Annotated in this window: 27 protein-coding genes; 11 read left to right on the top strand and 16 right to left on the bottom strand. The window is 67.5% G+C overall.

Annotation, left to right across the window (positions count from 1 at the left end):
- Positions 1-3: 3 nt before the first annotated feature.
- The 9 genes from J0J01_RS24995 to J0J01_RS25035 form a co-directional block, all read right to left on the bottom strand.
- Entirely contained in the window at positions 4-759 is a 756-nt protein-coding gene (locus tag J0J01_RS24995) for an SDR family oxidoreductase (protein ID WP_296385690.1), read from the bottom strand.
- Between the two features lie 11 nt (positions 760-770).
- A complete protein-coding gene (locus J0J01_RS25000; RefSeq protein ID WP_296385791.1) occupies positions 771-1,103 on the bottom strand; it encodes a hypothetical protein in 333 nt (110 codons plus the stop codon).
- The gene (locus J0J01_RS25005) at positions 1,004-1,924 is read right to left on the bottom strand and encodes a PotD/PotF family extracellular solute-binding protein (protein ID WP_296385692.1); all 921 of its coding nucleotides are present in this window, start codon (positions 1,922-1,924) and stop codon (positions 1,004-1,006) included. The genes J0J01_RS25000 and J0J01_RS25005 overlap by 100 nt, the downstream gene beginning before the upstream one ends.
- 12 nt (positions 1,925-1,936) lie before the next feature.
- Entirely contained in the window at positions 1,937-2,770 is an 834-nt protein-coding gene (locus J0J01_RS25010; protein ID WP_296385694.1) for an ABC transporter permease, read from the bottom strand.
- 13 nt (positions 2,771-2,783) lie between these two features.
- Positions 2,784-3,653, bottom strand: coding sequence for an ABC transporter permease (locus tag J0J01_RS25015; protein ID WP_296385695.1), 870 nt, complete (start codon positions 3,651-3,653; stop codon positions 2,784-2,786).
- Positions 3,650-4,771 carry an ABC transporter ATP-binding protein gene (locus J0J01_RS25020; protein ID WP_296385696.1) on the bottom strand — a complete coding sequence of 374 codons (1,122 nt, stop codon included), beginning with the start codon at positions 4,769-4,771 and terminating at the stop codon, positions 3,650-3,652. The genes J0J01_RS25015 and J0J01_RS25020 overlap by 4 nt, the downstream gene beginning before the upstream one ends.
- Position 4,772: 1 nt before the next feature.
- Positions 4,773-5,852, bottom strand: coding sequence for a pyrimidine utilization protein A (gene rutA, locus J0J01_RS25025; RefSeq protein WP_296385790.1), 1,080 nt, complete (start codon positions 5,850-5,852; stop codon positions 4,773-4,775).
- Positions 5,853-6,025: 173 nt separating this feature from the next.
- Positions 6,026-7,384, bottom strand: coding sequence for an LLM class flavin-dependent oxidoreductase (locus tag J0J01_RS25030; RefSeq protein ID WP_296385697.1), 1,359 nt, complete (start codon positions 7,382-7,384; stop codon positions 6,026-6,028).
- Between the two features lie 16 nt (positions 7,385-7,400).
- The gene (locus J0J01_RS25035) at positions 7,401-8,423 is read right to left on the bottom strand and encodes an aspartate-semialdehyde dehydrogenase (RefSeq protein WP_296385698.1); all 1,023 of its coding nucleotides are present in this window, start codon (positions 8,421-8,423) and stop codon (positions 7,401-7,403) included.
- 128 nt (positions 8,424-8,551) lie between these two features.
- On the opposite strand from J0J01_RS25035, the gene J0J01_RS25040 reads away from it, so the two are divergent.
- From J0J01_RS25040 to J0J01_RS25050, 3 genes are all read left to right on the top strand, one after another.
- Positions 8,552-9,508 carry an ABC transporter permease gene (locus J0J01_RS25040; RefSeq protein ID WP_296385699.1) on the top strand — a complete coding sequence of 319 codons (957 nt, stop codon included), beginning with the start codon at positions 8,552-8,554 and terminating at the stop codon, positions 9,506-9,508.
- Positions 9,505-10,392, top strand: a complete 888-nt coding sequence (locus tag J0J01_RS25045) for an ABC transporter permease (protein WP_296385700.1) — start codon at positions 9,505-9,507, stop codon at positions 10,390-10,392. Before J0J01_RS25040 ends, J0J01_RS25045 begins: the two co-directional genes overlap by 4 nt.
- A 195-nt stretch (positions 10,393-10,587) precedes the next feature.
- Positions 10,588-10,824, top strand: a complete 237-nt coding sequence (locus J0J01_RS25050; protein ID WP_296385701.1) for a tautomerase family protein — start codon at positions 10,588-10,590, stop codon at positions 10,822-10,824.
- Here the strand turns inward: J0J01_RS25050 and J0J01_RS25055 are convergent.
- Together J0J01_RS25055 and J0J01_RS25060 are read right to left on the bottom strand one after the other, a co-directional pair.
- A complete protein-coding gene (locus tag J0J01_RS25055; protein ID WP_296385702.1) occupies positions 10,813-11,826 on the bottom strand; it encodes a dipeptide ABC transporter ATP-binding protein in 1,014 nt (337 codons plus the stop codon). The genes J0J01_RS25050 and J0J01_RS25055 overlap by 12 nt on opposite strands.
- Complete coding sequence (locus J0J01_RS25060; protein WP_296385703.1) at positions 11,823-12,809, bottom strand: ABC transporter ATP-binding protein; 987 nt, start codon at positions 12,807-12,809, stop codon at positions 11,823-11,825. Before J0J01_RS25060 ends, J0J01_RS25055 begins: the two co-directional genes overlap by 4 nt.
- Before the next feature lie 107 nt (positions 12,810-12,916).
- Between J0J01_RS25060 and J0J01_RS25065 the strand changes: the two genes are divergently transcribed.
- Positions 12,917-14,602 (top strand): ABC transporter substrate-binding protein, encoded by a 1,686-nt coding sequence (locus tag J0J01_RS25065; protein WP_296385704.1) that lies wholly within the window; start codon positions 12,917-12,919, stop codon positions 14,600-14,602.
- A gap of 138 nt (positions 14,603-14,740) precedes the next feature.
- On the opposite strand, the gene J0J01_RS25070 is transcribed toward J0J01_RS25065, so the two are convergent.
- Positions 14,741-15,631, bottom strand: coding sequence for an NAD(P)-dependent oxidoreductase (locus J0J01_RS25070; RefSeq protein WP_296385705.1), 891 nt, complete (start codon positions 15,629-15,631; stop codon positions 14,741-14,743).
- Positions 15,609-16,790: an acyltransferase family protein gene (locus J0J01_RS25075; protein WP_296385706.1), complete on the bottom strand. Its 1,182-nt coding sequence runs from the start codon at positions 16,788-16,790 to the stop codon at positions 15,609-15,611. Before J0J01_RS25075 ends, J0J01_RS25070 begins: the two co-directional genes overlap by 23 nt.
- Positions 16,791-16,892: 102 nt before the next feature.
- Here J0J01_RS25075 and J0J01_RS25080 point away from each other — a divergent pair, with 102 nt between their 5' ends.
- From J0J01_RS25080 to J0J01_RS25095, 4 genes are read left to right on the top strand one after another with little or no spacing between them, the layout of a single operon-like run.
- A complete protein-coding gene (locus J0J01_RS25080) occupies positions 16,893-17,252 on the top strand; it encodes a PadR family transcriptional regulator (RefSeq protein WP_296385707.1) in 360 nt (119 codons plus the stop codon).
- Positions 17,249-17,812, top strand: coding sequence for a DUF1700 domain-containing protein (locus J0J01_RS25085; RefSeq protein ID WP_296385710.1), 564 nt, complete (start codon positions 17,249-17,251; stop codon positions 17,810-17,812). The genes J0J01_RS25080 and J0J01_RS25085 overlap by 4 nt, the downstream gene beginning before the upstream one ends.
- A gap of 13 nt (positions 17,813-17,825) precedes the next feature.
- A complete protein-coding gene (locus tag J0J01_RS25090) occupies positions 17,826-18,551 on the top strand; it encodes a DUF2807 domain-containing protein (protein ID WP_296385712.1) in 726 nt (241 codons plus the stop codon).
- 28 nt (positions 18,552-18,579) lie between these two features.
- The gene (locus tag J0J01_RS25095) at positions 18,580-19,545 is read left to right on the top strand and encodes an alpha/beta hydrolase (protein WP_296385714.1); all 966 of its coding nucleotides are present in this window, start codon (positions 18,580-18,582) and stop codon (positions 19,543-19,545) included.
- 3 nt (positions 19,546-19,548) lie between these two features.
- Here J0J01_RS25095 and J0J01_RS25100 read toward each other — a convergent pair whose 3' ends face one another.
- The 3 genes from J0J01_RS25100 to J0J01_RS25110 are packed head-to-tail and all read right to left on the bottom strand — an operon-like array spanning position 19,549 to position 23,765.
- On the bottom strand, positions 19,549-21,879 hold the full coding sequence (locus J0J01_RS25100; protein WP_296385716.1) for a xanthine dehydrogenase family protein molybdopterin-binding subunit: 2,331 nt from the start codon (positions 21,877-21,879) through the stop codon (positions 19,549-19,551).
- Between the two features lie 49 nt (positions 21,880-21,928).
- Positions 21,929-22,567, bottom strand: coding sequence for an NIPSNAP family protein (locus tag J0J01_RS25105; RefSeq protein WP_296385718.1), 639 nt, complete (start codon positions 22,565-22,567; stop codon positions 21,929-21,931).
- Between the two features lie 13 nt (positions 22,568-22,580).
- Entirely contained in the window at positions 22,581-23,765 is a 1,185-nt protein-coding gene (locus J0J01_RS25110; protein WP_296385720.1) for a mandelate racemase/muconate lactonizing enzyme family protein, read from the bottom strand.
- An 85-nt stretch (positions 23,766-23,850) separates the two neighbouring features.
- Between J0J01_RS25110 and J0J01_RS25115 the strand changes: the two genes are divergently transcribed.
- From J0J01_RS25115 to J0J01_RS25125, 3 genes are read left to right on the top strand one after another with little or no spacing between them, the layout of a single operon-like run.
- Positions 23,851-24,522 carry a DUF4286 family protein gene (locus J0J01_RS25115; RefSeq protein ID WP_296385722.1) on the top strand — a complete coding sequence of 224 codons (672 nt, stop codon included), beginning with the start codon at positions 23,851-23,853 and terminating at the stop codon, positions 24,520-24,522.
- A complete protein-coding gene (locus tag J0J01_RS25120; protein ID WP_296385723.1) occupies positions 24,522-25,055 on the top strand; it encodes a GNAT family N-acetyltransferase in 534 nt (177 codons plus the stop codon). Before J0J01_RS25115 ends, J0J01_RS25120 begins: the two co-directional genes overlap by 1 nt.
- A gap of 36 nt (positions 25,056-25,091) precedes the next feature.
- A complete protein-coding gene (locus J0J01_RS25125) occupies positions 25,092-25,943 on the top strand; it encodes a ferric reductase-like transmembrane domain-containing protein (protein WP_296385725.1) in 852 nt (283 codons plus the stop codon).
- Positions 25,944-25,949 lie beyond the last annotated feature (6 nt).

A 25,949-nucleotide genomic window follows, 5' to 3' on the forward strand; every position in this document is an offset into this window, starting at 1 on the left:
TCCTTACACGGCGACCGTGAGGGCGCCGTCGATCACGAGGTTGGTGCCGGAGATGCGGCTCGCCATCGGGCTGGAGATGAAGACCACGCCGTTGGCGACCTCTTCCGCCGTGCCGAACTTGCCGGTCGGATTGACCTTGAGCGTGCTGGCGAACAGGTCGGGCATGTTCTTCTCGATGTTCTGCCAGATGCCGCCGTCGAAATAGGTGTTGCCGGGCGACACGCAATTGACCCGGATGCCCTTGCCGACGAGCTGGCGGCTCAGGCCCTTGGCGTAATGGATCAGCGCCGCCTTGATCGCGCCGTAGGAGCCGGCGGCGAAGTCGACCTCGAAGCCCGAGACGCTGGAGATCAGCACGATCGAGGGCGAGCTCGACTTCTCGAGGAACGGCACCGCCGATGCGACCGCGTTGACCGTGTGCATCATGTCGGTCTTGAACGACTTCTCCCAGCTCTCGGCCGAATCGCCGACTGCGAGCGCGCTGACGTTGCAGACCAGCGCGTCGATGCCGCCCAGCGCGCCGACGGAGTCGGCAACCCATGTCTTGAGCGCCTCGCCGTCGGCGACGTCGAGCGCGCGGCCGAACGCCTTGACGCCCCTGCCCTTGAGCGAAGCGACGGTCGCCTCGACCTCGGCCGCGTTGCGGGCACAGAGCGCGACGTCGGCGCCTTCAGCGGCGAATGTGTCGGCGATGGCGCGACCGATGCCCTTGCTGCCGCCGGTGACGACGGCCTTCTTGCCCTTCAGCCCAAGATCCATGCATCCCCCGATCAAGCGGCGAGGAATTCGTTCCACTTCTCCGTATAATACTCCAGATTCTTGGGCCGGGTATTCCAGACATAGACCCGCTTGGCGCGCTCCTCGAGCGAGCCGCCGTCGCGGCCGACGCCGCCATAGACCTGCTTGATCAGGTCGGGCTCGAGATACTTGTCGTAGCCGCCGGAGGTCGAGAAGTAGCCGATCTTCGACTGCTGCGCGCCCGGATAGCCGTCCATCCAGAAGTTCAGCCACTCATAGGCGAGGTCGACGTTCCTGGAAGTCGCGGCAATGCCGTAGCCGTTGCACCAGGCGCGATAACCTTCCTTGGCGACGGCGTAGTGCACCGGAATGCCCTTGCTCGACACTTCGACGACGACCGGCCACCAGGCGTCGGCGATCCCTCCTCCGAGGCCATCAGGTTCACCAGCTCGCCGTAGGCCTTCCACATGGCGCGGAAGTGGCCCTCCTTCTTCTTCTCCTTGAGGAAGGCGACGACGGTGTCGACCTCCTTCTCGGTCATGCTGCTCATGTCGATCGGCTTGAAGAGCCCAAGCGCCTGCATGCCCATGGCGGCATTCAGCATGCCAAGCCAGTCGATGCCGTACATCGCGACCTTGCCGCGATATTTGGGGTTGAACAGGTCACCCCAGGACAGCTCGTTGTTCTCAGTCTTGATCTTGCCGGCGTTGTAGCCGATCGAATCCATCTGGAAGAACCCGGGCATGAAGGAAATCTTCGTGCGGGCCTCGTCCAGGTACATCATGCGGCCGGGATTGGCGCCGATACCGAGCGGCGCGCCGGGTGCGGCCTGCCCGTCCTTGAGCAGCGGATGCATCTTGTCCCAGTTCTTGAGCCGCGAGGTATCGATCGGCATCAGGAGCTTCTCGCTGTTGGCGTAAGCCGCAAACGGCGCATCGAGCAGCACGCAGTCGAGCGGCGCGGTGCGGATGCGGTCGACGCGCGCCTGCGTCGAGGGGCTGACGAAGGGCCGCGGCGTGATGCCGGTACGATTGGCGAATTCGCCGAGGATGGCGTCGCGCATGTCGTAGCTCGCGCCGGCGAGGAAGATCTGCTTGGACTGCGCCGAGGCAGGCGTCAGGACCGACGGCGCAGCCAGCGCGGCGGCGCCCGACGCAGCCAGCAGGGAACGGCGTTTGATCAGCATGGGCTGTCTCCTTCAGGATCTCCGGGCCGAGGTCGAGCGCCGCATCGCCCACAGGGCCGAGCTGCACATCAACACGGCGATCAGCGAAAAGGCGGTGGTGGTGGTGCCGATGGCGTAGATCTCGGGCGTCAGCTGGCGGTCGAGCTGGGCCATAATCGCGAGCGGCAGGGTCTGGTCCGGGCCGGTCGTGAACATGCTGCGCGGATATTCGTCGTAGCTCAGCGAGAAGCCGAACAGGCCGGCGCCGATCACGCCGGGCAGGATCAGCGGCAAGGTGATGCGCCGGAAGGCGGTGATCCGCGAGGCGCCGAGCGTCAGCGCCGCCTCCTCGACCCGCGAATCGAAGCGGTTGAAGACCGCGAGCATGGTCAGGAAGCCGAACGGCAGCGTCCACGACACCTGCACCAGGAAGGTCGTGGTGTTCCAGGCGAGCTCGATGCCCAGCAGCCGCATCAGCACGGCAAAGCCGAAGCCGACCAGGATGCCGGGCGCCATGATGCCGAGCAGCATCAGGTAGAAGAACCAGTTGTTGCCGCGGAACCTGCCGCGCATCGCCTGGGCCGACATCACCGACAGCACGATGGTGGTGAGCGCGCACGCCGCGGCGAGCAGCGAGGAGCGCACCAGCGGCGGCTTGAAGTCGTTCATCACCGTCGCCTTCCACAGCTCCGCGTACCAGTGGAGGGAGACGCCGTTCATCGGAAAGGTCGTGCCGCCGGTGGGACCCGCGAAGGACAAGAGACCGAGGGTGAGGATCGGCAGCCACTGATAGGCGAGGAAGACGACCGTCAGGGTGCCCAGCGCCCAGCCGACGATGTCGGAGCGGAGCTTCCAGCCGAGCTTCATCGGTCGGCTCCCCTCATCGGTCGGCCCCGAGGCGGCGAATGTCGACCACGCGCAGCGCGGCGATCACGCCGATTAGCATGCAGGCCATCAGCAGCACCGCGACGACCGAGGCGGCGCGATGCTGCGAGCCTTCGTAGAACAGCAGCACCAGGTTGGGCAGCATGGCGTGCTTGTTGCCGCCGACCGTGGCGACGGTGGCGAAGTCGGCCATGACGTTGAGGAACACCAGCACCTGGCCGATCACCACGCCCGGCAGGGTGAGCGGGAAGACGATGCGCCAGAACACGACCAGCGGCGGCGCCTTCAGCGTCATCGCCGCCTCGCGCAGTGCCGGCTGGATCGCGTTCAGCATGTACACGACCGGGCCCGCCGCCATCATGGTGTAGAGCGAGGCCTGCGCCATCGAGATGCCGAAGCGCGAATAGAGGAAGGCCTCGATCGGGCTGCGCGTGGCGCCGGTGAAGATCAGCGCCTGGTTGATCACGCCGTTGACGCCCAGGAACGGCACCCAGGCGATGCCGCGGATCAGGGTCGAGGTCCAGAACGGCACGACGAAGGCCAGGAACAGCACCAGCCGCCAGCGCGGGCTCCTGACCTTCATGGTCAGGAAGTAGGCGATGCCGTAGCCGAGCACGCCGGTGACGGCCATCAGGACGGCGGTGTGGCCGACCGTCGACAGCGCGAGCTGCAGGTAGGTCTTGTTGGCGAAGAATTTGGTGTAGTTGTCGAAGGTGAGCGGGCTCGCCGGTGAGAAGGTGCGGCCGCCCCACAGCGACACCCAGGCCAGCAGCACGATCGGCACCACCACCACGCCCAGCATCCATAGCGCCGCCGGAACGGCCAGCCAGTAGCTGGCGGCGGAGCGGGCCCGGATCGTGCTCATTCAGCCGAGCCGGTGTGCAGCACGGTGTCCTGCGGTCGCCAGCCGAGCTCGACCCGCTGGCCCGCAACGATGCGCGCGGCGTACGCGCCGAACTGGTCGACCTTCATCACCTCGCCGTCGGGCCGCTCGAAGACGTGGCGGCGCAGCGATCCGAAGTATTCGACCGCCGTGCAGCGGGCCGCCAGCCGATTGAGATGCGGGTCGGCCAGGAGATCGGTGATCAGCTCGGCGCGCACCGAGAAGGAGACCTCGCTGCCGATCGTCGGCCCCCGGCCCGGCACGAGGAACGAGCCGCAGGCGGTCTCGACCAGCAACAGGCCGTCGCCGGCCCGCACCACGCGGCCGTGGAAGACATTGTTGCCCTGCACGAAGCTCGCGACGAAGGCGGTCGCCGGACGCTGCAGGATCTCCTCCGGCGAGCCCTGCTGCTCGATGCGGGCGTGGTTCATCACCACCACCAGGTCGCCCAGCGAGAAGGCCTCGTTCTGGTCGTGCGTCACCCAGATGAAGGAGATGCCGGTGCGCTGCTGCAAGAGCTTCAGCTCCAGCATCACGGTCTCGCGCAGCGAGTAGTCGAGCGCGCCGATCGGCTCGTCGAGCAGCAGGATGCGCGGCTCGGTGATCATGGCGCGGGCCAGCGCCACGCGCTGGCGCTGGCCGCCCGACAGGTTCGCCGGCTTGCGATCGGCGAGCTGGGCGATCTCGAACGACGCCAGCACCTGCTTGACCCGCTCGGCGATCGCCGCCTTCGGCTTCTTCAGCATCTCGAGGCCGAAGCCGACCTGCTTGGCCACGGTCATGTGCGGGAACAGCGCGAAGTCCTGGAACATCATGGCGATGTCGCGCTCCCACGGCGGATCGCGGGTCGCCTCCTTGCCGCCGATCAGGATGTCGCCGTCGTCGGGATCCTCGAGGCCCGCGACGCAGCGCAAGGTCGTGGTCTTGCCGCAGCCCGAGGGGCCGAGCAGGCAGACGAACCGGCCCTTCGGCACCTTGAGCGAGACGCCGTCGACCGCCGTGAAGCCGCCGTAGCGCTTGCGGATGCCGCGCAGCTCGAGATCGAGCTGCGGCCGGGCCGTTGCCGGCGCCTCGCGGACCGCCTGCGCCAGCGCGTCCATGTCAGGCCGCCGCCGCGAGCTTGGCCCGGCTGCGCATCAGCGGCTGGATGCGCTGGCCGAACTGCTCGACCCCGATCACGAAGTCGTCGAAGGTCAGCATCACGCCGGCCAGCCCCTCGATCTCGGCCATCTCGTCGAGCAGGCGCGCCACCGTGGCGTAGGAGCCGATCAGCCGCGAGCCGCCGAACGGCACGCCGGTGCGGCGCCGGATGCGGCCGGCGGTTGAGTTGTCGGCGGCGAACTTGTCGCCGCTCGCCTGGGCGCGGCTCCATTCGATCGCCTCGTGGTCGGCGCCGGCGAGGTAGTGCTCCCACTTGGCCATCGCCGCCGCGTCGGTCTCGTCGGCGATGATCATGGTGAGCGCCAGCGCCTTGGTGTCGGTGCCGGCCGCGGCCGATTGGGCCTTGAGTCGCGTCACCGCGTCGGCGCAGTCGCGCGGATCGTTGACCTGGCCCACGCCGCTGCAGAAGTTGTAGGCGCAGAACTTCGAGGCGAAGGCGATGCCGGAATCGCTGGTGCCGGCGCAGATCAGCGGGATCTGCCGCGACGGCAGGGGCCCGAGGCGGCAGTCGTTCATGGTGTAGTACTTGCCCTTGAGGTCCGACCGGCCGGTCGCCCACAGCTCCTGCATCACGGTCGCGTACTCGGTGAGCAGGTCGTAGCGGTACTTGTAGTGTTCCTCGCCCGGCCACAGGCCCATCTGGTCGTACTCGGCCTTCTGCCAGCCGGTGACGAGGTTCACGCCGAAGCGGCCGTGGCTGATCGAATCGATGGTCATCGCCATGCGTGCACACAGCGCGGGCGGCAAAGTGAGAACGGCGACCGTCGCCATCAGCTCGATGCGCGAGGTGATCGACGCCAAGCCCGCCATCAGGGTGAAGGATTCGAGGTTGTCGTCCCAGAAGCGCGAGGGCCCGCCGAAGCCGCGCAGCTTGATCATCGACAGCGCGAAGTCGAAGCCGTACTTCTCGGCGCGCAGCACGATCTCCTTGTTGAGATCGAAGCTCGGCGTGTATTGCGGCGATGTCGTCGAGATCAGCCAGCCGTTGTTCCCAATGGGAATGAAGACGCCGATCTCCATCATGCACCTCAGCGTGACTGTTACACGCTGCAGCGCAGCAACTCTTATGCCATGGAATTTTTCAGGCGATTCGCGCGCTCAGGCAGGGCGCAGTGCACGCCGCGAGGCAGACTGCCTGATGAAAACACTACAGCCCGGCGACGGGAATTCTTTCCCGCAACGCGCGGCGTAAATTACTCCGCCGCGTCGGCGGAGCGCGCGTGGTGCCGGTTGGCGGGCTTGGGCAGGCCGAGATTGCCGCGCAGGGTCGTCGACTCGTACTCGGTGCGGAACAGGCCGCGGCGCTGCAGCTCGGGGATCACCAGCTCGACGAAATCCTTGAGCGAGCCCGGCAGGTAAGCCGGCATGACATTGAAGCCGTCGGCGCCGCCCTCCCGGAACCAGTGCTCCATCTCGTCGGCGACCTGGGCCGGCGTGCCGATCGACAGCACGTGGCCGCGCGGCCCGGCATTGGCGAGGCAGAGCTCCCAGAAGGTGAGCTTGTCGCGCCTGGCCTGCTCGAGCAGCAGGCGCTGGCGGCTGAGCGGGCCGTTGGTGTCGGGCATCTCCGGCACCGGACCGTCGAGCGGCAGCTTGTCGAGATCGTGTACGCCGATCGTGTGCTCCAGCACCGCGACGCCGACCGGCACCTGGATCAGCGACTGCAGGTAGTCGAACTTCTCCTGCGCCTGCGATCGGGTCGGCGCGACCACCGGATAGAAGCCCGGCATCACCCGCACCTCGTTGGACGAGCGGCCGAAGCGCGGCAGCCGCGCATGGACGTCGGCGTAGAACTCCTTCGCCTGGTCGAGCGTGGTCTGCGCGGTGAACACGATCTCGGCGAGGCGCGCGGCGACGTCGCGGCCGGTGCCCGAGGCGCCGGCCTGCACCAGCACCGGCCGGCCCTGCGGCGACGGCGCGACGTTGAGCGGACCGCGCACCTGGAAGTGCTTCCCCTTGTGGTTCAGCACATGCATCTTCGTGGTGTCGTAGAAGACGCCCGAGTCCTTGTCGCGGATGAAGGCGTCGTCGTCCCACGAATCCCACAGGCCCTGCACCACCTCGGCGAACTCGATCGCCCGCTCGTAGCGGTCGCCGTGGCCCATGTGCTGGTCGCGGCTGTAGTTCAGCGCGTCCTGCTCGTTGTTCGAGGTCACGAGGTTCCAGCCGCTGCGGCCGCCGCTGATCGCATCGAGCGAGGCGAACTGGCGGGCGAGCGTATAGGGCTCGTTGAAGGTCGTGGTCGAGGTGGCGACGAAGCCGAGGTTCTTGGTGACCGCGGCGAGCGCCGACAGGATGGTCATCGGCTCGAACTTGACCACCTTGCCCATGCGGCCGCGCGCATCGGGATTGCCCTGCAGATCGACTGCCGCCGAATCGGCGAGGAACAGGAAATCCATCTTGCCGCGCTCGGCGAGCTGCGCGGTCTCGACCATGTCGGCGAAGCGCACGCCGGAATGGTAGTGCGCCTCGGGATGCCGCCAGGCGGCAACATGCTGGCCGGTCTCGTGCACGAAGGCGCCGAGATGCATCATGCGTTTCTGCGGCGCCATCGTGTGGAACCCCCTGTTACTCGGCCGCGAGAACCTCGAGCTTAGCGAGTTCCTCGGCGATCTGCACGGCGTTCCAGGCGGCGCCCTTCAGCAGCTGGTCGCCGGCCACGAACAGGGCGAGCCCGTTCGGGTTGCTGACGTCGCGACGGATGCGGCCGACATGCACGTCGAGATCGCCGCTCGCCTCGAGCGGCATCGGGAAGTGGTTGGCCGCCGGATCGTCGACGATCTTGATGCCGGGCGAGCGGGCGAGCAGCGCCCGCGCCTCCTCGGGCGACATCGGCGCCTCGAGCTCCAGCACGATCGACTCCGCATGCGCGCGCAGCACCGGCACGCGGATGCAGGTCGGCACGATCGGCAGGTCGGGCGCATGGAACATCTTGCGCGTCTCCTCGACGACCTTGTTCTCTTCCTCGTTGTAGCCGTTGTCGGCCACCTTGGTGTTGTGCGAGAACACGTTGAAGGCGATCTGGTGCGGGAACACCGAGTGGGTGATCTCCTGGCTACCGGCATACTCGCGCGTCTGCTCCTCGAGCTCCTGCATCGCTGCGGCGCCGGCGCCCGATGCCGACTGGTAGGTCGAGACGATGATGCGGCGGATGCCGACGGTCTGGTGGATCGGCCACACCGCGACGGCGAGGATCGCCGCCGTGCAGTTGGGGTTGGCGATCACGCCCTTGTGCTTGCGCAGGTCGCCCGGGTTGACCTCGGGCACGACCAGCGGCGTGTTGGGGTCCATGCGGAAGGCCGACGAGTTGTCGATCACCACCGCGCCCGCCGCCTTGGCCGCCGGGATGAACTCGCGGCTGCGCGTGGCGCCGGCCGAGAAGAAGGCGATGTCGACGCCCTTGAACGCCGCGGCGGTCAGCTCCTCGACGGTGTGGGGCTTGCCTTTGAACTCCAGGGTCTTGCCGGCCGAGCGCTTCGAGGCCAGCAGCCTGAGGCTGGCGACGGGGAAGTTGCGACGCTCGAGAACGCGCAGGATCTCGACGCCGACGGCGCCGGTCGCGCCGACCACGGCAATGTTCTGGGGCCTCATGTTCCTTGGGCTTTCAGTTGGGCAAAAGTGCTGGCCGACATTTAATCCGGCCCTATGATGGGCACAACAAGAACGGGCCTAATGGCCTGCGATAAATGGCCTAAGGGAGGCTAACGTCTTGAGGCGCAATGTATAGTTACATCGCCCGCAGACTGGCGTTCGGCGCCATCACCGTGGTCGGGGTGTCGATCATGGTGTTCGTCATCATGCGCGTGCTGCCCGGCGACCCGCTGGTGGCGATCTTCGGGCCGGAGGGCTTCACCAAGCTGACCGAGGAGCAGCGCGCCAACTACATGCGCGACCTCGGCCTCAGCGACCCGCTCTGGGTGCAGTACCTCGCCTGGGTGAAGGACATCGCCCAGGGCAATTTCGGCCGCTCCTTCTTCCGCTCGGAGAACGTCGCCGACATGCTGCTGCGGCGCGGCCCGCTGACCGCCGAGATCGCCCTGCTGTCGGTGGTGATCTCGTGGCTGGTCGGCATCCCGGTGGCGATCGTCAGCGCGCTCAAGCCCAACACGGTGGCCGACAGCACCGCCCGCTTCCTCAGCATCCTGTTCCTCGCGGTGCCGGGCTTCTGGATCGGCATGCTGATCGTGCTCGGGTTGCTGTTCTGGTTCGGCTATCGCGCGCCGCTGACCGGCGCCGCGCTGTTCGTCGACCCCAAGGCCAACTTCGAATTGGTGATCGGCCCCGCGGTCGTGCTCGGCCTCGGCCAGGCCGCCTACATCGCGCGCATGGGCCGCTCGGCGCTGCTCGAGGTGATCCGCGAGGACTACGTCCGCACCGCCCGCGCCAAGGGGCTGAACGGCCGGCTGGTGATCGCCTGGCACGCGCTGCCCAACGCGCTGCTGCCGGTGATCACTTTGTCGGGCGTGCTGATGGGCCTGGTCCTCGCCGGCTCGATCCCGGTCGAGCGCGCCTTCGCCACGCCGGGCCTCGGCTTCGCGATGTTCATCGCGGTCAACGAGCGCGACATCTTCGTGATGCAGAACCTGGTGTTCCTCTACGCCACGGTGTTCGTGCTGCTGAACATCCTGATCGACGTCACCATCGCCTTCCTCGATCCCCGGATTCGCCTCAGATGACCGCCATTGCCCCGTCCCTCAGCCCGCCGCGCTGGCGCGCCGCCTGGCGCCGCATCGGCAGCCTCGTCCGCCGCGCGCCGCTCTCGGCCTTCTGGGGCATAATCGCCGCGCTGATCGTGGCCATGGCGGCGACGGCGCCGGTGGTGGCACCCTACCCGCCGCTCAAGTCCGACTTCCGCGCCATGCAGAAGCCGCCGTCGGAGAAGCACTGGTTCGGCACCGACCAGATCGGCCGCGACACACTCTCCCGCGTCATCCACGGCAGCCAGATCTCGCTGATGGTCGCGTTCGGCGCGGTGCTGTTCGGCACCACGGTCGGCGCGTTGTGGGGCCTGGCCTGCGGTTATTTCGGCGGCCGCTTCGACATGGCGAGTCAGCGTGTCATCGAGTTCCTGCAATCCTTCCCCGACCTGATCCTGGCGATGGCCATCGCCATGGCGCTGGGCGGCGGCATGGCGACGGTGATCGCCGCGATCGCCATCACCCGCATCCCGTTCGGCGGCCGGGTGATCCGCTCGGTCGTGCTGTCGCTCAAGGAGATGCAGTATGTCGAGGCGGCGCGCGGCATCGGCGCCAGCCACGTCAGGTTGATGTTCCGCCACATCCTGCCGCAGTGCGTGGCGCCCTATCTCATCCTCGCCACGACGCATCTCGGCGTCGCCATCGTGATCGAGGCGTCGCTCGGCTTCCTCGGCGTCGGCATCCCGCCGCCGACGCCGACCTGGGGCAACATGCTGGCCGATTCGCTGAACGCCGGCCTGGTGCCGCCGTGGTGGCTGGTGCTGTTCCCGGGGGCCGCGATCACGCTGACGGTGCTCGCCTTCAACCTGCTCGGCGACGGCATCCGCGACCTGCTCGACCCGCGCCTGCGCGGCTCGGTGTAGAGCCGTCCGGCCGGAATCCGGCGGACTCCCGGACACCTCCGATGCCGATTCCATAAGGGTTTTTGACGCGAGTCCGGGAATCCGCCCCCACCCCCCCAGGCCGGACGCGTGCGGACGCGGCGGACGATAGACTGCAATTACCCTGCTTGAATTCCAAGTGCGTCGTCTCATGTCTCCTCGATGCCGGAGGGAGTCATGCCTGTCGTCACCATTCAGATGGAAAAGGGTCGTCCACTGGAGATGAAGCGGGCGCTTGCCGATGCCGTAACCACGGCGGTCGCAGGGGCTCTCGACGTGCCGCCCGACTGGGTGACCCTCATCATCGACGAAGTCGAGCGTGAGAACTGGGCGGTCGGCGGCCGACTGCAACTCGACAAGCTCGGTCCTGGCTACGGCAGAGCCGGTGTCGACGACGCGACGTCAGGCCGATAGCGGGAACTTCACGCCGCCATCGTGGAGATGGCAGGCGGCGACATGGCCAGGGACGACCTCGCGCAGCGCCGGCGCCTCGACCTTGCAGCGCGCCATGGCGTAGGGGCAGCGGGCGTGGAAATGGCAGCCCGAGGGCGGGTTGATCGGGCTCGGCACGTCGCCGGTCAGGATCACCCGCTTGCGGCCGCGCGCCGACGCCTTGGGGATCGGCACCGCCGATAAGAGCGCTTCCGTGTAGGGATGCAGCGGCATCTCGAACAGGCTCTTGCGGTCGGTCATCTCGACGATGCGGCCGAGATACATCACCGCGACGCGGTGGCTGATGTGCTCGACCACCGCCAGGTCGTGGGCGACGAAGAGGTACGACAGGCCGAACTCGTCCTGCAGGTCCATCAAGAGGTTGATGATCTGCGCCTGGATCGAGACGTCGAGCGCCGACACCGGCTCGTCGCCGACGATCAGGTCGGGATTGAGTGCCAGCGCGCGGGCGATGCCGATGCGCTGGCGCTGGCCGCCCGAGAATTCGTGCGGATAGCGGCCGGCCGATTCCGGCCGCAGGCCGACGCGATCGAACAGGCTCGCCACCTTCTCGCGCCGCTCGGCAGGCGTGCCGACACTGTGCACCACCATCGGCTCGCCGACGATCTCGCCCGCCGTCATGCGCGGGTTCAGCGACGCATAAGGGTCCTGGTAGATCATCTGCATGCGCCGCCGGTAGGGCAGCAGGCGCTCGCCCTCGAGATGGGTGATGTCCTCGCCCGCGACCTTGACCGTGCCGGCGGTCGGCTCGAGCAGGCGCAGCAGAGTCCGCCCGACCGTCGACTTGCCGCAGCCGCTCTCGCCCACCAGCCCCAGCGTCTCGCCGCGGCCGATGCGGAACGACACGCCGTCGACGGCGTAGACGTAGCCGGAGACCTTGGAGAAAACACCTTTGTAGATTGGGAAATGCTTCTTGAGGCCGCTCACCTCGAGAAGGGGGACCTCGAGCAGGGCTTCGCTCATGCGGCGTTCCAGCAGGCGATGAAGTGGCCGGAGCGATGCTCCTCGAGCGGCGGCGCGGCCTCGCGGCAGCGGTCGGTCGCCTTGGCGCAGCGCGGCGCGAAGCTGCAGCCCTGCGGGAGGTTGAACAGCGACGGCACCATGCCCTTGATCTCGTTCAGCCGCGCCCGCCGGGCGCCGCTGCGCGCGACCTCATCGAGGTGCGGGATCGAGCCCAGCAGCCCCGCCGTGTAGGGATGGCCCGGCCGGTCGAACAGCACCGCGGCCGGCGCCTCCTCGACCTTGCGGCCGGCATACATCACGACCACGCGGTCGGCGTTCTCGGCGACCACGCCCATGTCGTGGGTGATCAGCACGATGGCCGTCCCGGTGGTCTCCTGCAGCTCGCGCATCAGGTCGAGGATCTGCGCCTGGATGGTGACGTCGAGCGCCGTGGTCGGCTCGTCGGCGATCAGCACCTTGGGATTGCACGACAGCGCCATGGCGATCATCACGCGCTGGCGCATGCCGCCGGAAAGCTGGTGCGGATAGGCGTGGGCGCGGTTTTCCGGCTCGGGGATGTAGACCCGGCGCAGCATCTCGACGGCGCGGTCCCACGCCTCCTTGCGCGACAGACCCTGGTGCAGCGCCACGGCTTCGGCAATCTGTCCGCCCACCGTGTAGAGCGGATTGAGCGAGGTCATCGGCTCCTGGAAGATCATCGAGATGTCGTTGCCGCGCACCCGCTCCATTTCCGGTTCGGAAAGATCGAGCAGGTTCCGGCCCTGGAAGCGAATCTGGCCGCCGACGATGCGCCCGGGCGGATTGGCCACCAGGCGCAGGATGGAGAGCGCCGACACGCTCTTGCCGCATCCCGATTCGCCGACCACGCCGAGCGTCTCGCCGGGCTTGAGCGAATAGCTCACGCCATCGACCGCCCGCACGGTGCCGATCGCCGTGAAGAAATGCGTCTGCAGGCCGTCGACCTCCAGCACCGCTGGATTCACGCGAGACTCCCTAAAACCACCCGTGTTAGTTTTTGGTTCATGAGGATGGACAAACCATCTGAGCACATTGTGCGTGGCCTGCAAAAGGCCAAATGGGAGGTAGCGCCATGGACCAGCGTAAGGAGCGTTCCAGCGTAAATCGTCGTCAGTTCGTCAAGGGGGGTTCGGCCGCATTGGGCGCGACCGTGTTCGGCATGCCGTGGCAGGCCCTCGCCCAGGGCGTGCCCAACGAGTTCGACGGCTCGAAATTCCAGCTCAAGGCGCCGGAGCCCAACGCCAAGTCGGGCGGCGTGCTGAAATACGCCATCACCTCGCGCCCGCCGCATTTCGACTTCCACCAGTCGGGCACGATCAACAGCCTGGGCAGCCAGGGGTGCATGTTCGACAACCTGGTGCGGCGCGACCCGCGCGATTCGGGCAAGACCATCATTCCCGACCTGGCGCATAGCTGGGAGATCTCGAAGGACGGCCAGACCTACACCTTCCATCTGCGCGAGGGCGTGCAGTTCAGCGACGGCGCGGAGTTCGCCTCCGAGGACGTGAAGGCCACCTTCGACCGCATCGCCAAGCCGCCGCAGGGCGTGATGATCCCGCGCTCGACGCTGTTCACCACGGTCAGCGAGATCCAGGCGCCCGACAAGAAGACGGTGATCTTCAAGCTCAGCGAGCCGCGCCCGGCCAGCTTCATGATGGCGGCGTTCGCGTCGGGCTGGAACGGCATCGTCCGCAAGAAGACCTTGGAGGACAACCAGTACAACCTGCGCCGCGTCGTCGACATCCCCGGCACCGGCCCGTTCAAGAGCAAGCGGCGGGTCGAGAACGAGATCTGGGTGATGGAGAAGAACGCCAACTACTGGAACAAGGGCCTGCCCTATCTCGACGGCATCGAGTTCTATCACGCCCTGCCGTTCTCGCCCGAATTGGGCTCGGCGATCCTGTCGAATCGCGTCGACTACGCTCGCATCTGCGATCCGGTGACGGCGCGCAAGGCCAAGGATACCAAGGGCATGTCGACCACGGCCTTCTACCAGTCGGTCATCCAGGGCACCTGGATGAACAACAAGAAGAAGCCGCTCGACGACGTGCGGGTGCGCCGCGCCATCCATCTCAGCCTCGACCGGCCGGTGCTGGTCGACGTCGTCAAGGACGTGGCGCCGATGATGATGGGCGGCATGATCTACCCGTTCTCCGAATGGGCGACGCCGCTCGACCAGCTCAAGAAGCGGCTGGGCTACCAGGACGACACCGCCGCCGGCATCAAGGAGGCCAAGGCGCTGATGGCGCAGGCCGGCCATCCCGGCGGCATCAAGGGGCTCGACTTCCTGGTGCGCGACGTCGCCTCGTTCAAGCTGTGGGCGCAGGCGATCCAGGCGATGCTGCAGCAGATCGGCGTCGAGTGCACCCTGCGCACGGTGGTCGAATCGGTGTGGTTCGACGACATCAAGACCGGCAAGTTCGATCTCGCCATCGGCGCGATCGTCTCGACCCTGCTCGACCCGTCGGACTACTTCAACGCCTGGTACAAGAAGGACGGGCCGCAGAACTACGGCTTCTGGGACAACGCCAAGTTCAACGAGCTGCTGCCGCAGATCGACCGCGAGGTCGACGTCAAGAAGCGCCTCGGACTGATCCGCCAGGCCGAGGAGATCATGGAGGCCGACCCGCCGGTGCTGCCGGTGTCGTGGGAGAAGATCAACGACATCTGGTTCAACTACGTGAAGGGCCACAATCCGTACGAGTACTTCGGCATCTACGACTGCGTCCGCTTCGACACGTTCTGGCTGGACAAGTAGGAGGCCAACCCTCCCCATTCAGATGGGGTGGTGGCGCGGTAATCCGCGACGGAGGGGTCATGCGCCTCCGTCCGCCGCCCTTGACCCCTCCGTCAGCGTAAGACGCCGACACCTCCCCATTTGAATGGGGAGGATTTTCTAGCCCTTGGCCGCCAGATCGATGGCGCGGCGATACATGGTCATCGCCGCCTCCGGGGTGTTGTAGCCCGCGTGGCTCGTCAGCGTGACGTTGTCGACCCTGAGCAACGGCTCGTCGGGCGACGGCGGCTCCTTGCCGAACACGTCGGTCGCGTAGTGGCCGACATGGCCTGATTTCAGCGCCGCGATCAGCGCCGGCTCGTCGACCACGCCGGCGCGCGCGGTATTGACGACGATCACGCCCGGCCTGGTCCTGGCGATCCGCTCGCGATTCAGGAAGCCGCGGGTCTGGTCGTTGAGGCCGAGATGCAGGCTGACGATGTCGGATTGGGCGAGCAGCTCGTCGATCGGCACCGTGCCCGGCTTGGCGGTGCGGTTGTAGGCCAGCACGTTCAGCCCGATGCCGGTGCCGAGTCGCGCCATCTCGCGGCCGATGCCGCCCAGGCCGACGATGCCCAGCGTCTTGCCGCGCAGTTCCATGCCCTGCATCGGCCGCCAGGCGCCGCCGCGCACGATGCCGTGCATGGTGGCGATATGACGGGCCGCGGCGAACACCAGGCCCATCGCGTGCTCGGCCACCGTGGTGTCGCCGTAGCCCGAGATGGTCGAGACCTTGATGCCGAGCTTCTGGGCGGCCGCGACGTCGACGAAGCTCGCCGCGCCGGTGCCGAGGAAGACGATGTGCTTCAGCCCCGCGCACTTCGCCAGCGTCGGAGCGCTGAAGTAGGTCGCGTCGTTGATCACCGTGTCGTAGCCCGCGATCTTCGCGGGCACGTCCGGCTCGTCGACCGGGCCCATGCCGACGGTGACGGGGATGTCGTTCGCGCCGTGGACGCGCTTCCAGACCTTGTCGATGTCCGGTGTCGAATCAATGAACAGCGTCTTGGGCACGGCGATCCTCCAGCTGAGGACCGCCTTCTACCACGGGACCGATGGTCGACGGATAGCGCCGGCCGTTCAGGATCGCGCCGATGAAGGTCGGCCGCACGCCGAAGCGGTAGACCGGCAGCAGCACGGCGACGGTGCCGGCGAGCGTGATCGCGAACTTGGCCAGCGGCGGCAGCGGCACGTCCTTCAGCAGCAACTGGAAGGCCAGGATCACCGGCATGTGGGCGATGTAGAGGAAGTACGAGGAATCGCAGAGATAGCGCCGGTACGGGCTGTGGTCCGAGAGGTAACGCAGGAACAGGCCGGCGACGCCCAGGATCAGGAGCCACTCGGCCGCCGCATGCACGCCGCGGATCAGGTAGAACAGCACGGCGCGATCCAGCGGCAGGCCGTAGCTGTAGCGATAGGCGACGCTCGCCACGACCGCCAGCGCCGCGTAGAGCCAGGCGCGCCGGGCGATCGTCTCCAGGAGATCGCTCTGCAGGAACAGCAGCCAGCCGACGGCGAACGGGACGGCATAGACCGCGACGATCCGGAACACCGGGACGAAGCCCGGCGGATCCTCGATCCAGGGATCGGGCATCAGGAGCTGCGCCGCGAACGACGGCACCGCCAGCGCCAGCGGCGCCCACGGCGACAGCACGATCGCGCGGAACGCCCGCAGGGTAGCCTGGCGGACACCCTCCGACAGCAGCAGCGGCACCAGCGCCACTGCCACGGCGGCCAGGAGGTACAGCAGAATCAGGTATTCGAGGAACCACAGATGCAGCGGAATGACGTAGGCGAACACCAACCCTGACGCGAAGCCCGCCAGCGTGCGCTCGAGGCCGAAATGGCCGAGGCCCGCGAGGAACATCGACAGCGGCCACACCACCATCCAGCCGACCACGAACGGCACGACGATGCGCAGGAAGCGGTTCCAGGCCGCGCGGCGCGAGCCGTAGCGGGCGATCAGCAGCGCCGTGAAGAAGCCGGCCATGGCGTAGAAGATCGGCATCCGGAAGACGTGGATGGCGCTGGTCGACCAGTCGAGCAGGCGCGTCTGCTCGGCCTGCTTCCACAACCAGCCGCCATTGGGCGAATAGGCGACGGCAGCGTGGAGATAGATGCCGAGGAACATCATCGCGGCACGGAGCGCGTCCAGGGCGTGATAGCGGCGCATCGGTCTTCCTCTCCTCTCGCGCGTGATCGCACTGGACAGGCTGTCTACGCCTCACTACCTTGTTTTGCAAGGTACCATGTTTAACACGAGAGTGCAGTCGCTGTGACGGATTCGCTGCTGGTGCAATTGCGCAAGGGCGTGCTCGACATGTGCGTGCTGGCGATGCTGGCGCAGCAGGACGGCTATGCCTACGACATCGCCAGCCGCCTGGCGCAGGACATCGGCATGGGCGAAGGCACGATCTATCCGCTGATGCGGCGCATGCAGGCCGATGGCCTGGTGAAGACCTATCTCGAGGAATCGAGCAGCGGCCCGCCGCGCAAGTACTACCAGCTGACGCGCGCCGGCCACGCCGCGCTCGCCGCGCAGCGCACCGAATGGACCAGCTTCGTGGCGTCGGTCGCCCGGGTGCTGGCCGACAATCCCACACCATCTGCGAGAACCGCCGGAGGGGCGCGATGACCCGAGCCGAATTCCTGTCGATCCTGCACGATCGCCTGCGCGGCCTGCCCGCGCCGGAGATCGAAGAGCTGATGGACGACTACGACAGCCATTTCGCCGAAGGCCTGGCCGCCGGCCGCAGCGAGGCCGAGATTGCCGCCGCCCTGGGCGATCCGGTGCGACTCGCCCGCGAGCTGCGCGCCGAGGCGGGCCTGCGCCGCTGGGAGAGCGCGCGCACGCCGGCCAACTTCTACGCCGCGATGATCGGCTTTTTGGCGCTGATCGCGGTCGACTTCATGTTCCTGCTGCCGCTGCTCGGCGCGCTCGCCATCGCGGCGCTGGTGATCGGCCTTGCCCTGCTCGGCCTGTGCATCGCCGGTCTGGCGCTGGTGATGAAGCTGTTCAGCTTCCACGGCCTGTCGCTCGGCTACCTGACGCGCATCCTGAGCGGCATCGGCCTGCTCGGGCTGGGCGTCGGCGGCGGCGCGCTGCTCTTGATGGCGGTCGACTATGTGGTGCGCCTGCTCGCCCGCTTCGCACGGCTGCACTACACGCTGCTCCAGCGCAGCGAAGCGGCCTGAGGAGGAGAGTCCCATGAACAGCACCCTCGGCAGGATCGCCGTCATCGGCCTCGGCGTCGGCATCGTCTCGCTGTCGCTCGCCTGGGTCCTCGGCGGCCGCGAAGACATCCGCCGCGTGATCGCCGAAGAGCGGTTCGGCTGGCATTCCTGCGACGACACGGTGGCGGTCGCCGGCCCGGAGCGCCGCCTGCCCTGGACCGGCGGCGACAAGATCGAGGTCACGACACCGGTGCCGCTGCGACTGATCGCGAGCGACGGCAGCGACGTCGTCCTGCGCGGCACGCCCGAGGCGGTCGCGCGTCTGCAGGTGCGCGGCGGCAAGCTGTTCTCCTGCGGCCGGCTGGAGGGGCCGGTCGAGGTCGCGCTGCCGGCGCGGGCGCTGCGCCATGTGCGCATCTCGGGCGCGGGCAACGTGACGCTGGAGAAGCTCGACCAGCGCGAGCTCGAGCTCAGGATCAACGGCAGCGGCCAGATCGAGGCGCACGGCAGCGTCGAGCGCGTGTCGGCCACCATCTCCGGCTCGGGCGACGTGCGGCTGGGCGACGTCACGATGAAGCGCCTCGACGCCAAGATCTCCGGCAGCGGCAGCGTCGAGGCGGGGCCCAAGGAGGAAGCCGACCTCAAGCTGGCCGGCTCCGGCAAGGTCAGGCTGCTGACCCGCCCGGCCAGCCTGCACAGCAAGGTGTCGGGCGCCGGCCGCATCATCCAGCCGCCGCTGGAGTCGGCGGACAAGAAGTAGCGCCGGAACCTTCACGGAGCTCGACCCCATGCGTATCCTACCAGTCGTTGTCGCGATCGCGCTGTGCGCCCTGGCGATGCCGTCGTTTGCGGCGGGCTTTCGCTTCGTCGATGTCCCTGCCGATGCCAAGGGACCCGCCCTCACCGGCGCCCTGTGGTACCCCTGCGCCGAGCCGCCCGGCACGGTGCAGCTTGGCCCCTACGCGCTGAGCGTCTCGAAGGATTGCCCGCTGAGCGGCGAGAAGCACCCGCTGATTGTCGTCTCGCACGGCCGCGGGGGCACCTTCCTGGGCCACCACGACACCGTCGAGGCGCTCGCCGACGCGGGCTTCATTGTCGCCGCCATCAACCATCCGGGCGATACAGCCTCGGACAAGAGCCGTGCTACCGAGCTTTCGGTTTATGTCTCGCGGCCGGCCGACATCAAGCGGCTGGTCGACCATATGCTCGGCGCCTCGCCCGCCGCGCCCTTCATCGATCCCTCCCGCATCGGCTTCTTCGGCTTCTCGCGCGGCGGCTATACCGGGCTCGCTGTCATCGGTGCCAACGCCGACTGGGCGAACGCCACCGGCTATTGCGGCGACTCACCGGCGCGCGGTTGCCAGCAAATCCGCGGCAAGGAATTCCCCGGGCCGATACCACACGACTCGCGCATCAAGGCCGCCGTCGTCGCCGACCCGCTCGCAGTCTTCTTCACGGCCGAAGCCCTGGCGCCGATCACGGCGCCGGTGCAGCTCTGGGCCTCGGAGCTGGGCGGCGACGGCGTGTTCTTGCGGGATGTCGCGCCGCTCGACACGAACCTGTCGGCGCCGCACGAATATCATGTCGTGCGAAATGCCGGACACTTCGCCTTCTTTCTCTGCCCGCCGGCCCTGGCGCAAGCCTATCCTGACCTGTGCACCGACCCAAACGGCTTCGACCGGGCAGCCTTCCACAAGGAATTCAACGCCGCCGCCGTGAAGTTCCTTCAGTTCAATTTGAACGGCCGGAAGTGAACGTCAGCGCGCGCCGTTCAGCACCCGCCAGACCTTCTCCGGCGTCACCGGCATGTCGATGTGGGGCACGCCCAGCGCATCGACCACCGCGTTCATCACCGACGGCAGCGCGCCGGCGCAGCCCGCCTCGCCGCAGCCCTTCACGCCCAGCCGGTTGGTCTTGCACGGCACCGAATGGTTCTCGATCGAGAAGCCCGGCGCATCGGTCGCGCGCGGCATGGCGTAGTCCATATAGGAGCCGGTGATCGGCTGACCCTGCTCGTCGTAGCGCGCGTACTCCATCAGCGCCTGGCCGATGCCCTGGACGACGCCGCCATGCGCCTGGCCCGCGGTCAGCATCGGATTGATGACCGTGCCGAAGTCGTTGACCATGAAGTAGCGCACCACCTCGATCGTGCCGGTGTCGGGATCGATCTCGACCTCGGCGACGTGGCAGCCGTTGGGGAACGAGAATGGCGGGTTGTCGGAGATGTGGCTGACATCGAGCGACTGCGGGATGTCAGGCGGCAGCTTCAGGCCTTTGCGCAGCTTGTCGGCCAGCTCGAGGATGGTGACGCCGCGGTCGGTGCCGGCGATGGTGAAGCGGCCGTTGGCGAACTCGATGTCGACGACGGCGGCCTCCATCACGTGGGCAGCGATCTGCTTGCCCTGCTCGATCAGCTTGTCGCCGGCCTCGAGGAAGGCCTGGCTGCCGACCAGCGCCGACTTCGAGCCGCCGGTGCCGCCACCGACCTTGAGCTGGTCCGAATCGCCTTGCAGCAGGCGGAAGCGGTTGACCGGGATGCCGAGCTGGTCGCCCAGCACCTGGGCGAACGGCGTGGCGTGGCCCTGGCCGTAGTCGAGCGTGCCCGACAGCATGGTGATGGTGCCGTCGTCCTCGAAGCGGATGCCGCCATACTCCTTGCTCGGCGGGCCGGTGACCTCGAGATACTGGCCGATGCCGCGGCCGCGCAGCTTGCCGCGCTTGGCGCTCTCGGCTTTGCGTTTGTCGAAGCCATTCCAGTCGGCGATCGCCACGGCCTTGTCGAGGATCGTGGTGAATTCACCTGAGTCGTAGTTCATGCCCGACGGCGCCTTGTAGGGCATCGCATTCGGCGCGATGTGGTTGCGGCGGCGCAGCTCGATCCGGTCGATGCCCATCTCGCGCGCCGCCGTATCGATCAGCCGCTCCATGTAGTAATTGGCCTCGGGCCGGCCAGCGCCGCGATAGGCGGCGATCGGCGTGGTGTTGGTGAACACAACCCTGGAATTCACCTCCATCGCCGGCGTCGCATAGACGTCGATCAGGTTCTTCACCGCATTGGTGGTCGCGGGCATCGGCGGATAGATGTAGGCGCCGGCGTTGCCGGTGCCGCTGAGCCGGACGGCGAGGAAGCGGCCGTCCTCGTCGAGCGCCAGCTCCGCGACGCGTTGATGGTCGCGGCCGTGATGGTCGCTCAGGAAGCTTTCGGAGCGCTCGTCGGTCCATTTCACCGGCCGGCCGAGCTTCCTGGCGGCCAACAGCAGCGGGCCGTACTCGGGATAAACCTGGCTCTTCATGCCGAACGAGCCGCCGACATTGCCGGTCAGCACCCGCACCTTGTCGGGCGTGGTGTTGAGCACGTCCTTGGCGAGGCCGCCGCGCAGGCCCATCACCCCCTGGCAGCCGACCCGCAGCACCCAGCGGCCGTTCTCGACATTGCCGATCGCCGAGCGCGGCTCCATCGGATTGACGACGATACGGTTGGAGTTGATTTCCAGTCGCGTGACATGCGCGGCCTCGACGAAGGCCTTCTTCACCGCCTCGGCGTCGCCGTAGTGGAAGTCGATCGCGATATTGCCGGGCGCCTCGTCATGGATCTGCGGCGCATCGGCGGCCAGCCCTTGTGCCGGCGTGGTGACTGCCGGCAGCGCCTCGATATCCGTTTCGACGACCTCGGCGGCATCCTTGGCCTGCACCGCCGTCTCGGCGACGACGCAGGCGACCGCCTCTCCGACATAGCGCACGCGGTCCTTGGCCAGCGAATGGCGCGGCGGCGTCTTCATCGGCGAGCCGTCGCGCTGCGGGATGTTCATGCCGCATTTCATCGGGCCGAAGCCCGCGGCCTCGAGGTCGGCGTAGGTCAGGATCACCAGCACGCCGGGCATCGCCGCGGCGGCCGTGCTGTCGATGCCCTTCAGGATGCCGTGCGCGTGCCTGCTGCGGACCATCACCGCGTAGGCCTGGCCCGGCAGGTTCTGGTCGTCCGTGTAGCTGCCCTTGCCGCGCAGGAGGATCGGATCCTCCAGGCGCGATACCGGCTGGCCGACGCCGAACCTGGTCAGGGCAAGGGCGGTATCGTCGAACGAATCCATACGCGTACTCCTTATTGGACCGCGCCACTGGAGTGGCGCGGTCCAAAGACTACTTCAGCGGCGAGTAGTTGGTCGGCAGCAGCAAGGTCGAGTACATCTCCTGCAGCTTGGCCGGACCCTTAGCGAGATAGGCCTGCCACGCCGGGTCCTTCATCGCGTCGCCGCGCGCCTTGAAGCGCTCCTCGAGGTTCTTGTAGCGCCACAGGTGGATCCACTCGTTGGGCTGCGGGAACTCGCCGGTCCACGCGCCCCAGATCGGCGAGTACTTCTCGCGAGCGGCCTGCACTTCCTTGAAGTCCTTGCCGTACTGCTGCGCGCCGCCCAGGTTGCAGCGATAGACGCGCAGCTCGTAAATGTTGCCGGTGGTGTTGTCGCTCGGCTTGATGTCGACCACGGGGTTCATCAGGCGCAGGTCCTGGCGCTGCAGGCAGGTCTTGACGATCGGCACGTACTTCTCGGTCCAGTCCTTGTTCTTCTGCAGCTCGGCGCGCAGCCGCGTGCGCTCCTCGTAGCTGTCGTACTTCCAGAGGTGCCAGATCTGGTTCAGTGCGCCGAACTCCGACGTCCAGTAGCCGTGGTTGACGCCATAGTTGTTGCCGCGCGCCGGCCGGCCGATCGTCTCGGCCGCCTTGAGATACTCCGGCATCTTGCCGGGAATGAGCGTGTAGGTTCGAAGCTCGTAGACCATCTCGATTTTCCTCTCACGGATGCGGGTTCTTCGGCGGATGCGCCTTGACCGCCTCCTCGTTGATGTCGGCACCCCAGCCCGGCCGGGTCGGCACGATCAGCTCGCCATTCTGGATGACCGGCGGATGGGTGACCAGATCGTCCTTCCAGGGCACGTCGTCGATATCGATTTCCATGATACGGAAGTTCGGCATCGCGGCACAAAGGTTGGCGCTCATCAGCGTCGACATGTGGCCGTAGAAATTGTGCGGCGCGCAGTTGATCTCGTAGGCTTCCGCCATGGTCGAGATCTTGTGGCTCTCGGCCAGCCCGTTCCACGGCACGTCGATGATCGACACGTCGATCGAGCGGTTCTCGAAGAACGGCCGGAACTGGCGCCGGCTGAACAGCGATTCGCACGACGCGATCGGCATGGTGCTGCGGTCGCGGATCAGCCGCAGGCCCTCCGGATCGTAGGAATCGATCTCGAGCCAGAACAGATTGTAGGGCTCGCAGGTGCGCGCGACCTTGATGTAGCCCTCGGTTTTGAAGTTGAAATTGGTGTCGAGCAGGATGCCCATGTCCGGTCCCGCGCCCTGGCGGAACGCGGCCAGCCCGTCGGCGATCGCCGCCAGCGTCGGCCCATCGGCATTGAGCTCGGGGCCGCCCGGCGTGCGGCCGAAGCCCGGCTGGTGCATGTTCGGCGGATCGAGGTCGAAGCGGAAGATGTTGGTCTTGAGCGCCTTGAAGCCGCGCTCCTTGACGTGCTTGCCGAGCTTCACGACGTCGTCGAACGAGCGCACCGGCTCGACGCCCATCATCGCGGCGTTGCGGAAGCGGTAGCTGCCGCAGTGCGACCAGTAGAGCGGCAGGCGGTCGCGCACCTTGCCGCCGAACAGCTCGTAGACCGGCACGCCCAGCGACTTCGCCTTGACGTCGAGCAGCGCGTTCTCGATCGCCGCCATCGCCTGCTGGTTGATGCCGCCCGGCGCCTGGCGGGTGATGGCGTACTGCATCGACATGATGCGTTCGACGGCGCGCGGGTCCTCGCCGATCAGGCCGGCGGCCATGCGGCGGATCACGGCGGTGAGGCCGGCGCTGCCGTAGCCTTCGTTGTATTCCGACCAGCCGACGATGCCGTCGTCGGTGGTGATCTTGAGGAACGAGAAATCGCGCCAGCCGGCGTCGCAATGCAAGTCCTCGATCTTGGCGATCTTCATGTTTCCGTCCCGTGACCCTTGTTGCTTGCTGCAGTATGCTCCGGCCCGACGGCTGGCGACAAAGCCAATCGCGGGGGGAACGGCCATGGCGTTGCGCGGCAAGGGCATGTTGGCGGTCTACACCGAGAGCGCGCCGCGCCACGAGCGCGACCTCAACGAATGGTACAACCGCGAGCACATCGACGAGCGCGTCGAGCTGCCGGGCTTCCATCGCGCCCGCCGCTACGTCGCGGTGAAGGGCGGTCCCAAGTATCTCGCCACCTACGAATGCGACCGCGCCGACGATCTCGCGACGCCGCGCTATCTCGACGTGCTGGCCAACCAGACGCCGTGGAGCCGGCGGGTGATCGGCCGCTTCACGCACTTCCATCGCATGACCATGCGGGTCCAGCTCGACCTCGCCCACGGCGAGGGCGGCGCGCTGACCACCGTGCGCTTCGTGCCGCAGCCGCCGCAACGGCGACGACTGATCGCCTGGCTGAGGAAGACGCTGCCGGCGGCGATCGCCCGGCCCGACATGGTCGGCGCCGCGGTGCTGGAGAACGACGTCGAGATCGCCGACGCGCCGCAGCGGTCGTCGAGCATGGACCGGCCGAAGCCCGAGGCCGAATGGATGGTGATGCTGGAGGGCGCCGAGCCCGCGGCGACCGCGAGCGCCGCCCGCAGCCTGTTCACGAGCTCGGCGCTGAAGCCGTTCGGAGTCGCCAGGCCGGCCGTGATCGGCACCTACCGCTTCGTGTTCGGCAACGCGCGCTGATGGCGCCGCTCCGGACGGCCCGGCTCACGCTGAGACCCTGGCGCGAGGCGGACCGGCCGGCCTTCGCCGCATTGAACGCCGATCCCGAGGTCGCCGCGGATCTCGGCGGCCCGCTGGCGCGCGCCGCAAGCGACGCCAAGCTCGACCGCTATCGCCCGACCTTCGAGCGGCACGGCTTCGGCCGGCTGGCGATCGAGGACGCGCAGCAGGTGTTCGCCGGCTATGCCGGCGTGATGCCCTCGACGCCCGGCCATCCGCACACCGAGATCGGCTGGCGCCTGGTGCGTGCGGCCTGGGGCAAGGGCTACGCCAGCGAAGCCGCACGAGCCGTGCTCGAGGATGCCTTCGCCCGCCTCGGCATCCGCGAGCTGCTGGCCTACACCGCCGCCGACAATGCGCGCTCGCAGGCGGTGATGGCGCGGCTCGCGATGCGGCGCGATCCGGCGCGCGATTTCGACACCCTGTACGGCGACACGCCGTGGCACGGGCTGGTCTGGGTGGCAGAAATGCGGCGAGACGTGACGCAAGTTTGAGCGCCGGTTGAAGGTCCGATCCGCTAAGGTCGGGCCATGTCGATCGTCCGTGTCGTGTTCTGGCTGCGGCTGGTGGCGCTGGTCGGGCTCTGCCTGCCGGCGCTGAACCTCGCCTGGCGCTGGTTCACCGACGATCTCGGCGCGCGGCCGGTGACGCTCGCCACGCACATCACCGGCGACTGGGCGGTGATCTTCCTGCTGTGCTCGCTGGCGCTGACGCCGGCGCGCGCGGTGTTCGACTGGATGCCGCTGGTCCAGATCCGCCGCCGGGTCGGCGTCGCGGCGGCGCTCTATGCCGGCCTGCACTTCTTCATCTACGTCGCCGACCAGAAGTGGAACCTGGTCGTGGTGGCGCTGGAGATCGCCAGGCGCTTCTACCTCACCATCGGCTTCACCGCGCTGCTGGCGCTGACCGCGCTCGCCATCACCTCGACCAACGGCTGGCAGAAGCGGCTGAAGCGCAACTGGAAGCGCCTGCACATGCTGATCTATCCGGCCGCGGTGCTGGCGATCCTTCACTTCTTCATCCAGTCCAAGGCCAATGTCGGCGAGGCCACCGTCGCCGCCGGCCTGTTCGCCTGGCTGATGATCTGGCGCTTCATGCCGACGCGGCTGCGCACGCAGTATCTCGGCCTGCTGCTGCTCGCCGTCGGCGCCACGATCGCGGCGCTGGCGTTCGAGATCGCATGGTACGGGCTGGTCAACCACGTCGATCCGATGCGCATCCTCACCGCCGACGCCGATCCCGACCTGGCACCGCGGCCGGTGCACAAGGCGCTGCTGGCGAGCCTGACGGCGATCGTGCTGACCGCCCTATGGCGTCTCGCCAACCACGGAAAACGCCTCTGGACGAAGCGCTATATCCATAAGACTATACCGACTTCCTGAAGAGGG

Source organism: Reyranella sp., assembly GCF_017305915.1.
Taxonomy (GTDB): domain Bacteria; phylum Pseudomonadota; class Alphaproteobacteria; order Reyranellales; family Reyranellaceae; genus Reyranella.